General features: G+C 64.1%; 16 protein-coding genes. 10 read left to right on the top strand and 6 right to left on the bottom strand.

Annotation, left to right across the window (positions count from 1 at the left end; translation table 11 throughout):
- Positions 1-233 precede the first annotated feature (233 nt).
- Entirely contained in the window at positions 234-1,391 is a 1,158-nt protein-coding gene (locus JQ635_RS09145; RefSeq protein ID WP_211409536.1) for an acyltransferase family protein, read from the top strand.
- 94 nt (positions 1,392-1,485) lie between these two features.
- Positions 1,486-2,334, top strand: a complete 849-nt coding sequence (locus JQ635_RS09140) for an MBL fold metallo-hydrolase (protein ID WP_211409535.1) — start codon at positions 1,486-1,488, stop codon at positions 2,332-2,334.
- 13 nt (positions 2,335-2,347) lie between these two features.
- On the opposite strand, the gene JQ635_RS09135 is transcribed toward JQ635_RS09140, so the two are convergent.
- Together JQ635_RS09135 and JQ635_RS09130 are read right to left on the bottom strand one after the other, a co-directional pair.
- A complete protein-coding gene (locus JQ635_RS09135; RefSeq protein WP_211409534.1) occupies positions 2,348-3,238 on the bottom strand; it encodes an aldose 1-epimerase family protein in 891 nt (296 codons plus the stop codon).
- Positions 3,239-3,465: 227 nt separating this feature from the next.
- Positions 3,466-4,767 (bottom strand): UDP-glucose dehydrogenase family protein, encoded by a 1,302-nt coding sequence (locus JQ635_RS09130; RefSeq protein WP_211409533.1) that lies wholly within the window; start codon positions 4,765-4,767, stop codon positions 3,466-3,468.
- 193 nt (positions 4,768-4,960) lie between these two features.
- Between JQ635_RS09130 and JQ635_RS09125 the strand changes: the two genes are divergently transcribed.
- Together JQ635_RS09125 and polA are read left to right on the top strand one after the other, a co-directional pair.
- A complete protein-coding gene (locus JQ635_RS09125; RefSeq protein ID WP_211409532.1) occupies positions 4,961-6,028 on the top strand; it encodes an acyltransferase family protein in 1,068 nt (355 codons plus the stop codon).
- Positions 6,029-6,245: 217 nt separating this feature from the next.
- Entirely contained in the window at positions 6,246-9,326 is a 3,081-nt protein-coding gene (gene polA / locus JQ635_RS09120; protein WP_211409531.1) for a DNA polymerase I, read from the top strand.
- Between the two features lie 308 nt (positions 9,327-9,634).
- On the opposite strand, the gene JQ635_RS09115 is transcribed toward polA, so the two are convergent.
- Positions 9,635-10,672 carry an IS110 family transposase gene (locus tag JQ635_RS09115; protein ID WP_211409530.1) on the bottom strand — a complete coding sequence of 346 codons (1,038 nt, stop codon included), beginning with the start codon at positions 10,670-10,672 and terminating at the stop codon, positions 9,635-9,637.
- 270 nt (positions 10,673-10,942) lie between these two features.
- Here JQ635_RS09115 and JQ635_RS09110 point away from each other — a divergent pair, with 270 nt between their 5' ends.
- Positions 10,943-11,578: a LysE family translocator gene (locus JQ635_RS09110; protein ID WP_211409529.1), complete on the top strand. Its 636-nt coding sequence runs from the start codon at positions 10,943-10,945 to the stop codon at positions 11,576-11,578.
- Positions 11,579-11,731: 153 nt separating this feature from the next.
- Here the strand turns inward: JQ635_RS09110 and JQ635_RS09105 are convergent, their stop codons facing one another.
- Positions 11,732-12,358: a glutathione S-transferase family protein gene (locus tag JQ635_RS09105; RefSeq protein WP_211409528.1), complete on the bottom strand. Its 627-nt coding sequence runs from the start codon at positions 12,356-12,358 to the stop codon at positions 11,732-11,734.
- Positions 12,359-12,561: 203 nt separating this feature from the next.
- Between JQ635_RS09105 and pyrE the strand changes: the two genes are divergently transcribed.
- Together pyrE and JQ635_RS09095 are read left to right on the top strand one after the other, a co-directional pair.
- On the top strand, positions 12,562-13,125 hold the full coding sequence (pyrE, locus tag JQ635_RS09100; protein ID WP_018647906.1) for an orotate phosphoribosyltransferase: 564 nt from the start codon (positions 12,562-12,564) through the stop codon (positions 13,123-13,125).
- Positions 13,126-13,372: 247 nt separating this feature from the next.
- Positions 13,373-14,155: a DUF2865 domain-containing protein gene (locus JQ635_RS09095; protein ID WP_211409527.1), complete on the top strand. Its 783-nt coding sequence runs from the start codon at positions 13,373-13,375 to the stop codon at positions 14,153-14,155.
- A gap of 118 nt (positions 14,156-14,273) precedes the next feature.
- Here the strand turns inward: JQ635_RS09095 and JQ635_RS09090 are convergent, their stop codons facing one another.
- Positions 14,274-14,705, bottom strand: coding sequence for a hypothetical protein (locus tag JQ635_RS09090; protein ID WP_211409526.1), 432 nt, complete (start codon positions 14,703-14,705; stop codon positions 14,274-14,276).
- 164 nt (positions 14,706-14,869) lie between these two features.
- On the opposite strand from JQ635_RS09090, the gene JQ635_RS09085 reads away from it, so the two are divergent.
- Positions 14,870-15,049 carry an RNA polymerase sigma factor region1.1 domain-containing protein gene (locus tag JQ635_RS09085; RefSeq protein WP_183246166.1) on the top strand — a complete coding sequence of 60 codons (180 nt, stop codon included), beginning with the start codon at positions 14,870-14,872 and terminating at the stop codon, positions 15,047-15,049.
- Between the two features lie 49 nt (positions 15,050-15,098).
- Here the strand turns inward: JQ635_RS09085 and JQ635_RS09080 are convergent, their stop codons facing one another.
- Positions 15,099-15,332, bottom strand: coding sequence for a hypothetical protein (locus tag JQ635_RS09080; RefSeq protein WP_211409525.1), 234 nt, complete (start codon positions 15,330-15,332; stop codon positions 15,099-15,101).
- 203 nt (positions 15,333-15,535) lie between these two features.
- Here JQ635_RS09080 and JQ635_RS09075 point away from each other — a divergent pair, with 203 nt between their 5' ends.
- Together JQ635_RS09075 and JQ635_RS09070 are read left to right on the top strand one after the other, a co-directional pair.
- On the top strand, positions 15,536-18,052 hold the full coding sequence (locus JQ635_RS09075; protein ID WP_211409524.1) for a glycogen/starch/alpha-glucan phosphorylase: 2,517 nt from the start codon (positions 15,536-15,538) through the stop codon (positions 18,050-18,052).
- A 228-nt stretch (positions 18,053-18,280) separates the two neighbouring features.
- Complete coding sequence (locus JQ635_RS09070; RefSeq protein ID WP_211409523.1) at positions 18,281-19,096, top strand: acyl-CoA thioesterase; 816 nt, start codon at positions 18,281-18,283, stop codon at positions 19,094-19,096.
- Positions 19,097-19,215 lie beyond the last annotated feature (119 nt).

The raw sequence follows: 19,215 nt of genomic DNA, 5'->3' as shown, positions 1-19,215 counted from the left end.
ACTAGGCGTATTGTGCTGCCCAAACAATATTGGTCACGATCTCGCCGTATTAAGTATGAATTACCCCACACTTCTCATCCGGCGCACCATCAACCCGGCATGGTCCGTGCGAGTGCCGCGGCGCCGGCTCCAGACTCGAACGCCGGTTAACGTAAAGAATGCCTTCGGCTTCGGGAAAGCCGGCCGCGCCTCTATGGTCCCGCCTGCAGATGGAAACCGAAGGAGCAGGCGTGATGCAGGGGCAGCCCCGGCCGATTGCCGGTCGAACCGAGAAAGCCGCAACGCCCTTCGGTCGTTCGCACAGTCTCGACTTCCTGCGCGGTCTTGCCATCGTCGGCGTGATGGCGATCCACGTTTCACAGTCTTTTCCATCGAACATCCGTGTCGTCGACTTCGCCTTCATGTGCGGCTGGACCGGCGTCAACGTGTTCTACTTCGTCAGTGCCATGACGATGTGCCTGATGTGGACGCAGCGCACCGAAACCAATCCGACGCGCAATTTCTACATCCGGCGTGCCTTACGCATCGCGCCGCTGTTCTGGCTCGCGATCCCGCTCTATCTCGCCGTCAACGGCACCGGCCCGAGCGCCAACGCGCCTGATGGCATCGGGCCGCTCCAGGTGATCCTGACGGCGACGTTCCTGCACGGCTTCTGGCCCGACAGCGTCAACAGCGTCGTGCCGGGCGACTGGTCGATCGCCGCGGAGATGACGTTCTATCTGCTCTTCCCGTTCCTGATCACCGCGTTCGGTGCGCGCCGCCACCTCTATCTCGTGCTGGCGATTGCGCTGCATCTCGTCAATGTCTGCCTGTTCAAGCCGTTCGCCTTTGCGCTGTTCTCCGCCCATTACGGGCCGGGCAATGAAGCTTTCGTGTGGAACGCGCTGCATATCAGCTTTCTGAACCAGCTTCCGGTCTTCCTCGTCGGCTGCGCGCTGTTCTTCGCGCTGCGCGACGGCTTTGCGAAATCTGACGCAGCGATCCTCGTCGTCTTCATCGCGCTGTCCTTCATCGCCGATCGCGCCACCGGCTCGCACGAGTTCAACTATCTGATGATCAACCTCGTGCTCGGCACGGGTGTTGCCGGCTGCATTCGCCTGGCGATCCGCTGGTCGCCGATCGAGGCGCTCGGCCGCAATTCCTATTCGATGTACCTGTCGCACTTCGCAGTGATCTACGGCCTGCGCCAGATCTGGCCGCTCGCGGATGGGCTGGCCTCGCTGCTCGTCGCCTACGCCGTCACCGCCGCGCTCAGCTATCTTGTCGCGCGCGCGACCTGGCATCTGGTCGAGCAGCGCGCGCAGGATCTCGCGCACCGCCTGACCTCTGCGGGCTCCGGCAGCTCAGCCATGCGGCTTGGCATCGCCGCATCTGCGACGGGCACGCGCTGAACGTTCCTGCGTCCGTCTTCGGCGGCCCGATGCGGCTTGCCTCGCTGCCTGCTTCGACTCTACTGTGAGGGATCTTCACGCTGGAGTAGGCACCATGGAGGTCATACTGCTCGGCACCGGCGGTCCACGCCCGGACCCGCGCCGCATGGCCACGACCACGCTGATCAGGCTCGGCGACGAGAACATCCTGTTCGACGCAGGCCGCGGCGTCATGGTGCAGCTCCACAAGGCCGGTGTGCCGCTCGGCGCCATCAATACGGTCTTTCTCACCCATCACCACTTCGATCACATCGGCGATCTCTACGACGTGATGCTGAATTCATGGATGCATGGTCGCAAGGACGATCTGCGCATCTATGGACCGCCGGATACCGAACGGCTCGTCAACACGCTGGTCACGCAGGTCTACGACAAGGACATCGCCTGGCGCGATCAGGGCGAGCCGACCTTCCGCGGCTGGAAGCCGGTGGTCGCAACGGACATCATTCCCGGTCCCGTTCTCGACACCGGCCGCTGGAAGATCAGCGCCGAGCTCGTCTCGCATGGCGACGGCCTCGACATGTCGCCGGCGTTCCTGGCGCGCTGGATGTGTCTCGGCTACCGCTTCGAGGCAGAGGGGAAGGTCATTGCGATCTCCGGCGACACGGTCCCCTGCCCCGGTCTCGAGCGATTGGCCGAGGGCGCCGACCTGCTCGTCCAGGTCTGCTTTCTCGCAACGCCCGAGATCAACAATGAGCACCTCCGCCGGCTGGCGAAATACACGATCGCCTGCGGCGATACCGTCGGCAAGGTCGCGGCCAAGGCCGGCGTCAAGAAGCTCGCGCTGACCCATCACCGGCCGCGCACGGACGATGCCATGCTGAATGCGCTGCTCGCGGACGTCCGACAGGATTATTCGGGTCCGGTCGTGATCGGCGAGGACCTGACGCGGATCGAAGTCTAAAGGACGGTGGATCTCAGGACGATGAGACCTCGATGCGGAACGACAATCGCTCTTCCGCACCGGGCGCGATATGCATCAGGCCGGGCTTGTCGCTGAACTCGCCGTCGAAACCGGCGGGACTGGCATGGCCGCGCCAGGGCTCGATGCAGAGGAACGGCGCGCCTGACGGTTTCGACCAGACACCGAGCTCGCGAAAGCCGCACCATGACATTGTGAGCCGGGGCCCGGTCGATGCGCCGTCGCCTGCGGCAAAGCGAACCGAGTTGCTCTCGATCCGGTCGAAGATGACGGCGTCGTCGACAAACAGGGATTCGGACAGGGGCAGCACCGTGCCCTTGACGGGCGTTGCCTCCGCTGTCGCACGCAGCAAACCGCCGTCGAGACGACGGACCGGAGACGACTCCGCGTTCGCGAAGGTCAACGCATAGCTTTCCTTGGACACACCGGGCTGAAGCGGCCAGTTGAAGGCGGGATGGCCGCCGAGCGAAGCCGGCAATGTCTCGCTGCCGATGTTCGCAACCGTGAGCGAGAGGTCGAGACCGGTCTCATCGATCGTATAAGTTGCCGTCAGGCGGAATGCGAACGGATAGAGCGCCCGCGTCGTCTCGTTGTCTTCGAGCACCAGCACGCAGCGGCTTCCGCCGCGCTCCGCCCACCGGAAGCGGCTGTCGCGCGCAAAGCCGTGCTGCGTCATCCGGTACGTCTTGCCCTTGTGCCGCAATTCGTCATTGGCGAGACGACCGACGATCGGAAACAACAGCGGCGCGTGGCGCGGCCAAGCCGGCTCGGCCTGCCAGACGAATTCGACCCCGGCGTCGCTCCTCAGCGAGCACATTTCGGCGCCTTGCGCCTTGACGGTCGCGGTCAGCCCGCCGCTGCGGATCGTGTGCGTGTCGTCGGTCATGACAATCTCCATGGCGGCAGCGAGGCTGACGGGCCAAAGCGCAAGTCGCCCGGTGCGACCGGATCATATCGCATTGGAGTTTGGCCCGTCTCCATCCTTCGAGACGCCCGCCTCTAGCGGGCCCTCAGGATGAGGTCAGGTTTTGCGGCGAGATATCCACCCCCCATGGTGAGGAGCCCGCCAAAGCGGGCGTCTCGAACCATGCAGACCGACGGCTAAGCCTGCGGCTAGCGCCCGATGCTCTCGTAGGTGAAGCCGGCGGCGGCCATCTCTTCGGGGCGGTAGATGTTGCGGAGATCGACGACGACAGGCTGCGCCATGGTCGCCTTCAGCCGGTCGAGATCGAGCGCGCGGAACTGCACCCACTCGGTCACGATGACGAGGGCATCGGCGCCTTGCGCGCAGGAATAGGCATCCTCGCAATAGGTGATGTTCGGCAGCTCACCCTTGGCCTGCTCCATGCCGACGGGATCGAACGCCTTGACCTTCGCGCCCATGTCGATCAGGCCGGTGACCAGCGGGATCGACGGCGCATCGCGCATGTCGTCGGTGTCGGGCTTGAAGGTGAGGCCGAGCACGGCGATGGTCTTGCCGCGCAAGCTCCCGCCGAGCGCCTGGCTCACCTTCCGCGCCATCGCGCGCTTGCGGTTCTCGTTCACCGCCAGCACGGATTCGACGATGCGCAAGGAGACATCATAGTCCTGCGCGATCTTGATCAGCGCCTTGGTGTCCTTCGGAAAGCACGAGCCGCCGAAGCCGGGGCCGGCATGCAGGAATTTGGTGCCGATGCGGTTGTCGAGGCCGATGCCGCGCGCGACCTCCTGCACGTTGGCGCCGACCTTTTCGGAGAGATCGGCGATCTCGTTGATGAAGGTGATCTTGGTCGCGAGGAACGCGTTCGCGGCGTATTTGATCATCTCCGCGGTGCGGCGCGCGGTGAACATCAGCGGCGCCTGGTTCAGCGACAGCGGGCGATAGATGTCGCCCATCACCTTGCGGCCGCGCTCGTCGGAGGTGCCGACGACGACGCGGTCGGGGAATTTGAAGTCGCGGATCGCCGCGCCTTCGCGCAGGAATTCGGGATTGGAGGCGACGACGACGTCGGCCTTCGGGTTGGCCTCGCGAATGATGCGCTCGACCTCGTCACCGGTGCCGACAGGCACGGTCGACTTGGTCACGACGACGGTGAAGCCGGACAGCGACTGCGCGATCTCTTTCGCGGCAGCGTAGACGTAGGACAGATCGGCGTGACCGTCGCCACGGCGCGAGGGCGTGCCGACCGCGATGAACACGGCGTCGGCATCGGCGACCGGCTTCGACAGGTCCGTGGTGAAGTCGAGCCGCTTGGCCTTGACGTTGGTTGCGACCAGCTCGTCGAGGCCGGGCTCGTAGATCGGGATCTCGCCGCGGTGCAGGGCCGCGATCTTCTTCTCGTCCTTGTCGACGCAGGTGACGTCGTGACCGAAATCCGCAAAGCAGGCTCCGGAGACCAGTCCCACATAGCCCGTTCCGATCATCGCGATGCGCATGAATAACCCTGTTTTGGCTTGGTTAACGAAACCCCAATGCGGGGCGGTTTAGCATTTTCCCGGTCGAAGGGAACCGTCGGCGAACAAAAACCGGCACGCGAATTGAACCGGTAAAGAAGTCTGAAACCGTGGGGCTTCAAACTGCCCCACGCCCAGACAGGGCCCGGCGGAACACGGCTCGAAAAGGGACACCATGGCACCATCAGACACAATCGCGGCACACGGGCTTTCCAAGGCCCCGGCTGCCGCGCGTGTCGACTGGGTCGACTATGCCAAGGGCATCTGCATCGTCATGGTCGTGATGATGCATTCGGTGCTGGGGGTCGAGCTCGCCGCCGGCGAGGCCGGTTTCATGCATGTTGCCGTGGCCTTCGCAAAGCCGTTCCGGATGCCGGATTTCTTCCTGATCTCGGGCCTGTTCCTGCCGCTCGTGATCGACCGCGACTGGCGAACCTATCTCGACCGCAAGGTGATGCATTTCGCCTATTTCTATGTCGTCTGGGTGACAATCCAGTTCGGCTTCAAGGCGCCCGCGTTTGCCGCGGAGACGAGCTGGCGCGACGTCGGTCTCCTCTATCTCGAATCCTTCATCGAACCGTTCGGCACGCTCTGGTTCATTTATCTGCTGCCGGTGTTCTTCGTCGTCACAAAACTGACACGCAAGCTCCCGCCGCTCGCGATCTGGCTGATCGCCGCAGCGCTGGAGACGGCACGCATCTCGACCGGCTGGACCGCGATCGACGAATTCTGCGCGCGCTTCGTCTATTTCTATTCGGGCTATGTGTTCGCGCCTTATGTATTCGCACTGTCGGATCGCGCGCGCACTCATCCCGCGCTGGCGGTCGCAGCGCTCGCGGCGTGGGCGCTGGTCAACGCCGGCCTCGTCGCGCTCGGCATCAGCGAATGGAAGATCGTCTCGCTCGTGCTCGGCTTCGCCGGCGCCGGCGCGATCATCACGACCGGCACGCTGCTCGCGCGCGCGCGTTGGCTGAACTTCTTCCGCTTCTGCGGCGAGCATTCGATCGTGATCTATCTCGCCTTCTTCCTGCCGATGGCGGCGACGCGGACCCTGCTGCTGCGCACCGGCATCATCCCTGATATCGGTACGGTGTCGCTGATCGTCACCATCGCCGGCGTGCTCGGCGCGCTCGCGATCTGGCAGCTAGCGCTGCGGCTCGGTGCGCACTTCCTGTTCGAGCGGCCCGATGCGCTCTGGATCGCGCCGAAGAAGGCGGGCGTGCGGTTGCAGGCGGCGGAGTAGCTGCGCTCTCGGTGTCGTCGCCCGGCTTGACCGGGCGACCCAGTACGCCGAGACGCCAGTGATTCAGCCGAGAAGCCGCGGCGTACTGGATTCCCCGCCTTCGCGGGGAATGACAGCGGGGGGATACGGGAAACGACAGTGGGGATAGCGGCATCCGCAAGCCAAAAATCCCCCTCCCAAGGCTGTCAAACCCCGCAAAAATTCATACATTGCGGCCATGCCCAAGACATCGCCGAAGCCATCCCCGAAGACCTCCGCCAAAGCTGACACCAAGGCCGCGCCAAAGGCCGCCGACGTCAAGCCCGCTGCTGCGACAGCTGCTGCCAAATCGGTCGCGGCCAAGGCGGCCGGCAAGGGCGATCACATCTTCCTGGTCGACGGTTCCGGCTACATCTTCCGCGCCTATCACGCGCTGCCGCCGCTGAACCGCAAGTCCGACGGCTTGCAGGTCAATGCCGTGCTCGGCTTCTGCAACATGCTGTGGAAGCTGCTCCGCGACATGCCCGCCGACAACCGGCCGACGCATCTCGCCATCGTGTTCGACAAGTCGGAAGTGACGTTCCGTAACAAGATCTATCCCGAGTACAAGGCGCACCGGCCGCCGGCGCCCGACGATCTCATTCCGCAATTCGCGCTGATCCGCGAGGCCGTGCGCGCCTTCGACCTGCCCTGCCTGGAGCAGGGCGGCTTCGAGGCCGACGACCTCATCGCGACGTATGCGCGGCAGGCGTCCGATCGCGGTGCCCACACGACCATCGTGTCCTCCGACAAGGATTTGATGCAGCTCGTGAACGACAAGATCGTCATGTACGACACCATGAAGGATCGTCGCATCGGCATCCCCGAGGTGATCGAGAAGTTCGGCGTGCCGCCGGAGAAGGTGGTCGAGGTGCAGGCGCTGGCCGGCGACTCCACCGACAACGTGCCGGGCGTTCCCGGAATCGGCATCAAGACCGCGGCGCAGCTCATCGTCGAATATGGCGACCTCGAGCAACTCCTGTTCCGCGCCACCGAGATCAAGCAGCCGAAGCGGCGCGAGGCGCTGATCGAGAATGCCGAGAAGGCCCGGATCTCGCGCAAGCTGGTGCTGCTCGACGACAAGGTCGATCTGGAGGTGCCTCTCGACGACCTCGCGGTCCACGAGCCCGATGCGCGCAAGCTGATCGCGTTCCTGAAGGCGATGGAATTCACCACGCTGACGCGTCGCGTCGCCGACTATTCGCAGATCGATCCTGCCAATGTCGATGCCGATGCGAGCAATAGCAGCGCCGCCAAAGCCGGCGGCGGCGCGGCGAGAGCAACATCGTCCGAGACGTCAGGCGATCTTTTCGCCGCTCCGGCGGCGGCCGCGACCGGCGGCGACAAAGGCGACAAGTCGGCGAGCCTCAAGGGCGCGCCGATCTCGCTCGCCGCGGCGCGTGAGGAAGCGCTCCGCAAGCTTCCGGTCGATCGCAGTAAGTACCAGGCGATCACGTCGCTGAAGGAGCTCAACGCCTTCATCGCGCGCATCCACGATTCCGGCCATGTCGCGCTCGACATCAAGGCCAACTCCATCGATCCGATGCAGGCCGATCTCTGCGGCATCGCGCTGGCGCTGGCGCCGAACGAAGCCTGCTATGTGCCGCTGGCGCACAAGCAGTCCGGCGGCGACGGCGGCCTGTTCGACGCCGGCCTTGCGCCCGACCAGGTCAAGCATAGCGATGCGATCGAAGCGTTGCGGCCGGTGCTGGAATCGCCGGGCATTCTCAAGATCGGCTTCGACGTCAAATTCGCCGCCGTGATGCTGGCGCAGCACGGCATCACCTTGCGCAACACCGACGATGCGAAATTGATTTCCTACGTGCTCGATGCCGGTCGCGGTTCGCAAGAGATCGACTCGCTGTCCGAGCGCTGGTTCGGCCATGCCATGCTGAAGGAGAGCGAGCTGCTCGGCAGCGGCAAGGGCAAGATCACCTTCGACCAGGTCCCTATCGACAAGGCCGCACCGCTGTCCGCGGAAGGCGCCGACATGGCCCTGCGCGTCTGGCGCGTGCTGAAGCCGCGCCTCGTTGCCGAGCACATGACCACGGTCTACGAAACGCTGGAGCGGCCGCTGGTGTCGGTGCTCGCGCGGATGGAGCGGCGCGGCATCTCGATCGACCGCCAGGTGCTGTCGCGGCTATCAGGCGACTTCGCCCAGACCGCCGCGCGGGTCGAGGCCGAGATCCAGGAGATCGCGGGCGAACCGGTCAATGTCGGCAGCCCGAAACAGATCGGCGACATCCTGTTCGGCAAGATGGGACTATCCGGCGGCACCAAGACAAAAACCGGCGCCTGGTCGACCACCGCGCAGGTGCTCGATGATCTCGCCGAGCAGGGCCACGACTTCCCGAAGAAGATTTTGGAGTGGCGCCAGGTCTCCAAGCTGAAATCGACCTATACCGACGCGCTGCCGACCTATGTCAACCCGCAGACGCATCGCGTGCACACGACCTACGCGCTGGCCGCGACCACGACGGGACGGCTGTCGTCGAACGAGCCGAACCTGCAGAACATTCCAGTGCGGACCGAGGACGGCCGAAAAATCCGCCGCGCCTTCATCGCGACGCCAGGGCACAAGCTAGTCTCCGCCGACTATTCGCAGATCGAGCTGCGGCTGCTCGCCGAGATCGCCGACATTCCCGTGCTGAAGCAGGCGTTTCGCGACGGGCTCGACATTCACGCCATGACGGCCTCCGAGATGTTCGGCGTGCCGATCAAGGGCATGCCGAGCGAGATCCGCCGCCGTGCGAAAGCGATCAATTTCGGCATCATCTACGGCATCTCGGCGTTCGGCCTCGCCAACCAGCTTGGCATCGCGCGCGAGGAGGCGTCCGCCTACATCAAGAAATATTTCGAGCGCTTCCCCGGCATCCGCGCCTATATGGACGAGACGCGCGATTTCTGCCGGAGCCACGGCTACGTCACCACGTTGTTCGGCCGCAAGTGCCACTACCCCGACATCAAGGCCTCGAACGCCTCGGTGCGCGCCTTCAACGAGCGGGCCGCAATCAACGCGCGGCTGCAAGGCACCGCCGCCGACATCATCCGCCGCGCCATGACGCGGGTGGAGGACGCGCTCGCCGAGAAGAAACTCTCGGCGCAGATGCTGCTCCAGGTGCATGACGAACTGATCTTCGAGGTGCCGGACGCCGAGGTCGAAGCGACGCTGCCGGTCGTGCAGCACGTCATGCAGGACGCGCCGTTCCCGGCCGTGCTGCTCTCGGTGCCACTGCATGTCGACGCGCGCGCGGCGAACAATTGGGACGAGGCGCATTAGGAGCCTCTGGTGTCGTCCCGGACAAGCGCAGCGCTGATCCGGGACCCATATGTGGACGGCCCCCGTGGCACAAGAGCTTTGTGAGGTCTGATCGGATCGCTTGCATCCATATGTGCGGCCTGTAGGTGCAGCTCTGTAGCCGCTGGCCAAGATGGTTTCCGCAACACGAGTTCCAATCACCGCTGCGACCTTTTACGGCCAATGGGTCCCACGGATTTGCTCGCGTCTCGGGTCGACCGATCACACCATCTCCTCTGCTCCTGCAGCTCCGGTTCGGGCGGCGGACGCCGGCCGGCCGAATCTCTCAACTACGCGGCAACAGCCATTTGGGCATCGATCCGCGCGCTATCGTAGCTTTCCCCCGTGGTCATCAGTTTCCAGGCGATGCGAGCCATCTTGTTGGCCAGTGCCACTGCGGCAAGCTTCGGCGTCTTGCGCTTGAGAAGCTCGATCAGCCAGCGAGGCCCGCGATCTTTGGTTTTGGCCACCTTCACCACCGAGGTTGCCCCGACCACGAGCAGCTGACGCAATCTCTCATCACCTGCCCGGGTGATCTTGCCGAGCCGGGTCTTTCCCGCAGTGGAATGGTCCCTCGGCGTCAGGCCGAGCCAAGCTGCGAACAGCCGCCCCGAGCGGAAGGCGTGTGGGTCGGGCGCCTTCATCACCAGCGCCGCCGCCGTGACCGGACCGATCCCCGGGATCTGCGCCAGACGCCGGCTCACGGCATTGGCACGATGCCAGGCCACAAGCTTGGCATCGACCGCCTTCAGCTCGACCTGCACCTGTTCATATTGGCGAGCCAGCATCGTAAACAGCTCGCGGGCCAGCGGCGGCACACGCTCGTCATGCCCGATGGCCGTCAGGAACGCGGCGAGCTTGTCCAGCCCCTTGGCCGCGATCAAACCGAACTCTGCCGCATGCCCGCGGATCGTGTTGGAGAGCTGCGTGCGGCGCACGACCAGTTGCTCGCGGACGCCCAGCAGCATCAGTGCGGCCTGCTGCTCCGCCGTTTTCACCGGCACATACCGCATCCGCGGCCGGCTCGCCGCCTCGCATAGCCCTTCCGCATCGCGCCCGTCGTTCTTGTTGCGCGGCACGTAGGGCTTCACCAGCTGCGGCGCAATCAGCTTGACCGTGTGTCCCGACCTGCCGAGCTCCCGTGCCAAGTGGTGAGCGGCCCCGCAAGCTTCGATCACCACCACCGTCGGCGGCTGCTTGGCAAAAAACTCCAGCATCGCCTTCCGGCTGAGCCGTTTGCGCAGCACCACCCGCTCTGACGCATCAACCCCATGCAATTGGAAAATATACTTCGACGTATCCATCCCAATGCGGATAATCTGGCTCACGGACGGCTCCTGTGAATGAGTGTGTGACAACCCCATTCTGGCACACTGATGCCGTAGGGGGCCGTCCACCCCATCACCACAGGGAGAAATTTGGCGAAGATTGCCAACTACGATCTCGCGCCACAACTTCTCCCTGGGGGTATGGGTCCCGGCCTTCGCCGGGACGACGCTAGAGAGATGCGGGAATCGAATTGTCCTCCGAGCAATTGCGCGATGGCCTCGCCGGACCACGCATATTAGAACCTCTGCATCTCCCGCACCGGTTCGCCCATGCCCCACACGTCCGCCCTGCTCGGCTTCGCCCTCGTCTGCCTCGGCCTCGTGCTCACGCCCGGGCCGAACATGATCTATCTGATCTCGCGCTCGATCACGCAGGGGCCTGCGGCCGGCATCGTCTCGCTCGGCGGCGTCGCGCTGGGCTTCGTGTTCTACATGCTGTGCGCAGCGTTCGGCATCACGGCGCTGCTGCTCGCCATTCCCTTCGCCTATGACGCGCTGCGCTTTGCCGGCGCCGGTTATCTCTTGTGGCTCGCCTGGCAGGCGGTGAAGCCGGGCGGACGCTCGCCGTTCCTGGTGAAGAAGCTCGCCATCGACAGCCCGCGCAAATTGTTCGCGATGGGCTTCGTCACCAACCTGCTCAACCCGAAGATCGCGATGCTGTATCTGGCGCTGCTGCCGCAATTCATCGATCCCGCCGCCGGCAGCGTGCTGACGCAGTCGGTAGTGCTGGGCGCGATCCAGATCGCGATCAGCGTCAGCGTCAACGCGATGATCGCGCTCGCGGCAGGATCGATCGCGCTGTTCCTGGCGAGCCGGCCGAGCTGGATGCTGGTGCAGCGCTGGCTGATGGGCACCGTGCTGGCCGGGCTCGCGGTGCGGATGGCCGTGGAAGCGAAGAAGGTGTGAGGCTTGTTTCACCTCTCCCCGCCTGCGGGGAGAGGTCGGATCGCTCTTGCGATCCGGGTGAGGGGGTACAGGTCCCACTGCGATCTCGCGTGCGGAGAGAGGCCCCTCACCCCAACCCTCTCCCCGTAAGAACGGGGCGAGGGAGAAGAGAGCTTAATCCAGCTTGGCCTCCATCCCGCGCTTCACTCCCGGCCGGGCCATCAGGGCCTCATACCAGCGCTTGACGTTGGGGAAGTCGGCCAGATCAACCTTGTGGCGAGGGTGGCGCCAGGCCCAGCCCAAAATGGCAAAATCGGCAACCGAGAGGTCGCCGGCGACGAAGTCGCGCCCCTCGAGCCGGCGGTCGAGCACGGCGTAGAGCCGGCGGGTCTCGGCCATGTAGCGCTTCAGGCCATAGGCGCGGTCCTGCTCGTTCTCGAGCGCGATGAAATGGTGCACCTGGCCGGGCATCGGGCCGAAGCCGCCCATCTGCCACATCAGCCATTCATAGACCGGGATGCGCTGGCTGAGCGATTTCGGCAGGAATTTGCCGGTCTTTTCACCGAGATAGAGCAGGATCGCCCCGGATTCGAAGATGCTGACCGGCTTGCCGTCCGGGCCCTCGGGGTCGACGATCGCGGGAATCTTGTTGTTGGGCGAGAGCTTGAGGAACCCCGGCGCCATCTGCTCGCCCTTGCCGATGTTCACCGGGATCACCTTGTAGGGCAGCCCCATCTCCTCCAGCGCGACCGAGATTTTCCGGCCGTTCGGCGTATTCCAGGTGTGGAGCTCGATGGTCATGTGGCTGTTCCTTCCCGCATTGCTGGCATCCCACTAGCCCAGGACATCGCGGTCTTTCAACCAGCGGTCGGGCATGGTGGCTGTCCGATCGCCGCGGGCGATGCCCTGTTGACGGTGGTCTTGCGGGCCCTGCCCCCACTGGAATGTCGCGGCCGTCGCGGATAAATTCCGCCTCCTCCAAAAACGCTGTTCGAGGGACCGCCGTGTCGAAATCCGCTTCCCGCGCCCGCCTGTTCGAGATCATCCGCCGGCGCTCATTCGGCCGTGGCGAGGTGACGCTCGCGTCGGGCCGCAAGAGCGATTTCTACTTCAACCTCAAGCCGACCATGCTCGATCCCGAGGGCGCGACGCTGCTGGCCGAGCTGACCTATGAGGCGCTGAAGGACGATCAGCTCGATTTCATCGGCGGGCTTGAGATGGGCGCGGTGCCGCTCGCTGGCGCGCTGGCGCAGATCTCCTGGATCAAGGGCCATCCGATCGCCGCCTTCTTCGTCCGCAAGAAGCCGAAGGAGCACGGCGCCAAGCTCGCGATCGAAGGCCTGCCCAAGGGCGAGACTCTCGCCGGCAAGCGCGTCGTGATCGTCGAGGACGTCACCACCACGGGCGGCTCGGCGATGAAGGCCGTGGAATCCGTGCGCGAGACCGGCGCCGAAGTGGTGCTGGTGCTGACCATGGTCGACCGCGAGGAAGGCGCCACCGACACCTTCGGCGCGGCCGGCCTGCCGTTCCGCTCGCTGTACAAGGCGTCGGAGTTCTTGAAGGCTTGAGGCGGCGAAACATCCTTCGCCGTCATGCCTCAGTGTGCCCCGGAAGCAACCATCCGCCCAAAGCTGCGCCCGGCCTTAAAGAGGCCACCACCTCGTCTTGAAACCGCCTCCGCGCAACTGCTCATTTACCATCCCGCTTTATGGTGAATCATGTGCTGAGATCTGATGGTCCCAGCCGGTTCAGTAGCGTCGGGTGGAGTAAGCATTGCGTACAGTCATGTCCCATGCGCGCCGGCGGCGTCGCGCGATGCTTGTGGCCGCCATGCTTGCAGCTCCGCTGCTCGCGGCTCCCGCCCCGGTTTCGGCGGAGGGCCTGTTCGACTTTTTCTTCGGCGGGATGCAACAGCAGCGGCCGCAGCGCGAGGTACCGCAGCAGGCGAACTCCTACACCGATCCCTTCACCGGCCAGCAGAATGCCGCAACCCCGCAATATGTGCCGCCGACACGCTCGGCCGCAGCCGGCGGCTCGGGACCTGCCTTCTGCGTGCGCAGCTGTGACGGCAAATATTTTCCGCTGATGCGCGGCCTCGTCTCGCCCGCGCAGATGTGTCAGGCATTCTGTCCCGCCAGCGCAACCAAGGTCTATTTCGGCTCCTCCATCGACGGTGCCTATTCCCAGACCGGCGAGCGCTACGCCGACAGCGAGAATGCGTTCGCCTATCGCAAGGCGCTGCGTTCGGATTGCACCTGCAATGGCCGCGAGCCGGTCGGCCTTGCCCCGGTCGATCTCGCGCTCGATTCTTCGCTGAAGGCGGGCGACGTGATTGCGACCAGCGACGGCCTTGTCGCCTATACCGGCATCCGCGTCGGCAACGACCAGACGGCCGACTTCACTCCGGTCGCCTCCTATCCCGGCCTCACCGCGCAGGTTCGCGCCCGTCTCGGCGAGATGAAGGTGGCCCCGGTGCGCGCGGAGACGGTCTCGGCGGATGCGCCGGCCCCGGCCGAGATCGTGCGCGAGGCGTTGCCTGATGTGACGGTACCGAAGACGCAGGTGCAGAAGCCGGCGAAGCGGGCGGGATTGGATTAGCCCCAACTCTCTCCAAGCCGTCATTGCGAGGAGCCCTTGCGACGAAGCAATCCAGAATCCCTCCGCGGAAAGATTCTGGATTGCTTCGCTACGCTCGCAATGACGGAGGTTGCGGCGCCTATCGCCCGATGATCACCCCGATCACGTTCGGCGCCGCCAGATATTTCTCCTCGATCGCGGCACGCGCGGCGGCGCGGTTCTCCGACGTCAGAAGGCCGCGCTTCTCGGCCAAAATCATCCAGCAGAAACCCCACCAGTCCGTGAGCATACCCACCTCGTCTACGAGGTCGTAGCCCTGCTCGGCCGCGAAGATGCGCGCATGCGCTTCGTCCAGCGTGTCGAGAAACAGATGATCCTCGGTCGAGAACAGATCGTCGCTGATGTCGTCGATGGTGTAGCCCCAGATCGACTGGCACACCGCGTTGAACTCGCGGTCGAACTGGTCGTCATCGATCCGCTGCCGCCGTGCCGTCTGATGCAGCCGCGACAGCGAGCGCGCGAAATCGGCGATCCGGGTGAGGGCAAACTGGTCGAAGGCAATGGTGGACATCTAGTCCTCGCGAAGTTTGGCAGACGCTAGATATTGTGTCGGCAACGCGCCGAATCACAATGATATATCAAAGACTTGCTAAAGTGTTCTTAATTTGTTCCTGACCACTGACCGTAACGATTGCACTTCTTCGCATTGGGTAGAGACTTTTTTGGAGACTCCACGTGAACCGGCAAGATGCGATCCGAATGGCACTCGAACTAGGTCGCCCAACAGGCGTCATCACATTCGATCAGCTCAACGATTTGTTGCCATCAGCGACCATCACCCCTGAAGACATCGAAGCCGTCATGCAGGCGTTGAGCGACGCCGGAATAAATCTCGTCGAAAGTGACCCACCATAAGTTTCACCCGAACAACGATGCGCAAGCAGCTACGCTTCGCGTTAACAGCTCAATTCGCGGCCGACACCAACTTGTCCCCGCACGCATTCGCGTAGAACTTGCCGCCGCATTGGCGCTTGATGGCGGCGCAGCGGGTGGCGGGTGAGGCATTTTGCGGGACAGCAAAGCTGCAGCTGAGGCCGTCGGCGCTGCGGCCGATCTTGCCGGCGGCGAAGGCCGCGCTGGAGGCGGTGATGCAGACGACGAGGAAGGTGGCGGCGGCAATTTCGATCAACAGTCGCATGGCGTCTCCTCCACACTGATGGCCGAATTGGACGTCATTCTAGCAGGAAATCCGCGTCTTTCCGTGCTCGTCCGGGTTCCCAAACGGCCCATTCCTTGCATAAATTTACGCCAGCGCAGTGCACGGCCGCGCCAGCGATGGTTCCGGTGCAGGGGCAGGACGCGTAGGTTCAGTGGTGTTGTCTCGACCAGGAAGTGACCGCCTTGCAAGATCAATCGTTCCAGCCAAATTTTCCCGCTCCCGGCCAGCCCATCGACGAGCTCGCGCTGGCTGAGATCAAGGGCGCGATCCTGGCGAAACTGCGCCTTGCCATCGGCAAGGACGCAGGCATGGCGACGAAGCACGACTGGTACCAGGCCGCAGCGCTCGCGCTGCGCGACCGCATCGTGCATCGCTGGCTCAGCGCCGAGAAGCGCAGTTACGACGCCGGGCGCAAGCGCGTCTATTATCTCTCGCTCGAATTCTTGATCGGCCGCCTGTTCACCGATGCGCTGAACAACATGGGCCTCTTGAAGATCTTCGAGGTCGCGCTCGGCGATCTCGGCGTCTCGCTGCCCGAGCTGCGCAAATGCGAGCCGGATGCGGCACTCGGCAATGGCGGCCTCGGACGTCTCGCCGCCTGCTTCATGGAGAGCATGGCGACGCTGTCGATCCCTGCGATCGGTTATGGCATCCGCTATGATTACGGCCTGTTCCGCCAGATCATTAATCAGGGCTGGCAGCAGGAATATCCCGACGAATGGCTGAGCTTCGGCAACCCCTGGGAATTGCAGCGGCCCGAGGTGATCTACGACATCAATTTCGGCGGCGGCGTCGAGCATGTCGACGACAAGGGCCGCGACCGCGCCATCTGGCACGCGAGCGAGACCGTGCAGGCGATCGCCTATGACACGCCGATCGTCGGCTGGCGCGGCCAGCACGTCAATGCGCTGCGGCTGTGGTCGGCGCGTTCGCCCGATCCGCTGAAGCTCGATGCCTTCAACAGGGGCGACTATGTCAGCGCCAGCGCCGAGCAGTCGCGCGCGGAAGCGATCTGCAAATTCCTCTATCCCAACGACGAGAGCCCGGCGGGACGCGAGCTGCGCCTGCGCCAGGAATATTTCTTCGTCTCCGCCTCGCTGCAGGATCTCGTCAAGCGTCACCTCACCTCCGACGGCCAGCTCCGCAGCCTCGCGATGAAGGTCGCTGTGCAGCTCAACGACACGCATCCATCGCTTGCCGTCACCGAGCTGATGCGGATCCTCGTCGACCTGCACAATTTCCGCTGGGACGAGGCCTGGAAGATCACGGTCGCAACGCTCTCCTACACCAACCATACGCTGCTGCCGGAGGCGCTGGAGACCTGGCCGGTCGAGCTGTTCGAGCGGCTGCTGCCGCGGCATCTCGAGATCATCTACCGCATCAACGTGCAGCATCTGGCGCTCGCCGAAGCGCGTGCGCCCGGCGACATCGACTTCCGCGCCTCGGTCTCACTGATCGACGAGAAGAGCGGCCGCCGCGTCCGAATGGGCCAGCTCGCCTTCGTCGGCTCGCATCGCATCAACGGCGTCTCGGCGATGCATTCGGACCTGATGCGCGAGACCGTGTTCCACGACCTCAACCATCTCTATCCCGGCCGCATCACCAACAAGACCAACGGCATCACCTTCCGCCGCTGGCTGATGCTGGCTAACCCGAAACTGACCGACCTGTTGCGCGAGACCTGCGGCGAAGCCGTGCTCGACGATCCGACCCAGCTCCCGCTAATCGAGACCCGCGCCAGCGATGTCGAATTCCAGAAGAAATTCCGCAGCGTCAAGCACGCCAACAAGGCGGCGCTGGCGCGGCTGATCGGCGAGCGGCTCGGCATCAAGGTCGATCCGAGCGCGCTGTTCGACGTGCAGATCAAGCGCATCCACGAATACAAGCGCCAGCTCCTCAACGTCATCGAGACGGTCGCGCTGTACCAGTCGATCAAGGACGATCCCAACGGCAATTGGGTGCCGCGGGTGAAGATCTTCGCCGGCAAGGCGGCGGCAAGCTATCGCTATGCGAAACTGATCATCAAGCTGATCAACGACGTCGCGGAAGTCGTGAACAACGATCCCTCGATCGGCGGCAAGCTGAAAGTCGCCTTCCTGCCCGACTACAATGTCAGCCTCGCCGAAGTCATCATTCCCGCGGCAGATCTCTCCGAGCAGATCTCGACCGCCGGCATGGAGGCCTCCGGCACCGGCAACATGAAGCTGGCGCTGAACGGCGCCATCACCATCGGCACGCTCGACGGCGCCAATATCGAGATCCGCGACCATGTCGGCGCGGAGAACATCGCGATCTTCGGCATGGAAGCCGGCGACGTGATGATCCGTCGCAAGCAGGGGCTGGATGCCTCCGACGTGATCCGCAGGTCGCCAAAACTCCAGCGCGCCATCAATGCGATCGGCACCGGCGAGTTCTCGCCCGGCGATCCCGGCCGCTTCGAATCCATCGCGCACGCGCTGCGCTATCTCGACCATTACATGGTCAGCGCCGATTTCGATTCCTACTACGAAACGCAGCGCGCGGTCGACGCGCGCTGGCAGGTGGCGCCGGCCTGGACGCGCGCGTCCATCCTCAACGTCGCGCGCATGGCGTGGTTCTCCTCCGACCGCACCATCCGCGAATATGCCGAGGAGATCTGGAACGTGCCGGTCAACCCGACCACGCCGCTGCTGCCGAATTTGCGCGACGTCGCGGGCTGATTTTCCGTGGCGTGAAATCGGCGTTACCTGCGAGGTTATTGCATCTCGGCAAGTGGATGATGATATGATCGTCATCATCCCCAGGAACGGCGCCTGTGAGGCAGACGCCGTCACCTCAGACACCGTCATTGCGAGCGCAGCGAAGCAATCCAGACTGTCTCCGTGGAAAGACTCTGGATTACTTCGCTGCGCTCGCAATGACGGTCGGGGAGGCATCGAGGACCGACAATGCACGCCAAGCTCCCGCATCCCTTCGACGACGCCACGCGCATCAGTGCCGGTGACTCCAGCTGGCAGGGGCACACCAGCGACGATTACTGGGCCTTTGTCGGCCCGTTCGGCGGCGCCACCGCCGCGACCATTTTGCGCGCGCTGATCGACCATCCCGAACGCGCCGGCGATCCGCTGGCCGTCACAGTCAACTACTGCGCGCCGATCGCCAAGGGCCCGTTCGATCTCGACGTACGGCTGGTAAAGGCCAACCGGTCCAGCCAGCATTGGAGCGTCGAACTGTCGCAAGGCGGCGGCGAGGTCGCAACGCTCGCCACCGCGGTGTTCGCCGAACGCCGGCCGTCCTGGGAGCACAGGGTGGCGAAGGCCCCGGATGCCAAGCCGTTCGAACAGACGCTGCCGTTCCCGAAGATTTCGGCGTCGTGGGCCAACCAGTATGAATTCCGCTTCGTCGAGGGCGAGATGCGCATCGGCCCGCCGCAGGCCGAGCTTGCCAGCACCTATTCGAAGATCTGGATCAGCGACCGCACGCCGCGCCAGCTCGACATGCTGTCGCTGATGTCGATGTCGGACGCCTTCTTCGGCCGCATCTTCCACGCGCGGCGTGAGTTGGTGCCGTTCGGCACGGTGTCGCTGACGACCTATTTCCACACTGACAGCGAAGAGCTCGCAGCCGAGGACATCACCCGCGTGCTGGCGACGGCCGACTCGAAGATCATGCACAAGAGCTACGCCGACCAGAACGCCGAGCTGTGGTCGCCGAACGGACGGCTGCTCGCGACGACGACGCAGATTGCGTATTTCAAGGCGTGAATTCTTACCCTCTCCCCTTGCGGGAGAGGGTCGTTTCGCGAAGCGAAACGGGGTGAGGGGTATGCCTCCGCGGGCGAACCTCTACAATAGAATGCGGGGAGAGAACCCCTCATCCGGCG

It is taken from the genome of Bradyrhizobium iriomotense (assembly GCF_018130765.1).
GTDB classification, from domain to species: Bacteria; Pseudomonadota; Alphaproteobacteria; order Rhizobiales; family Xanthobacteraceae; genus Bradyrhizobium; species Bradyrhizobium iriomotense_A.
Note: the sequence above shows the minus strand (reverse complement) of the source record. Positions and strands in the feature narration are given on the sequence as shown.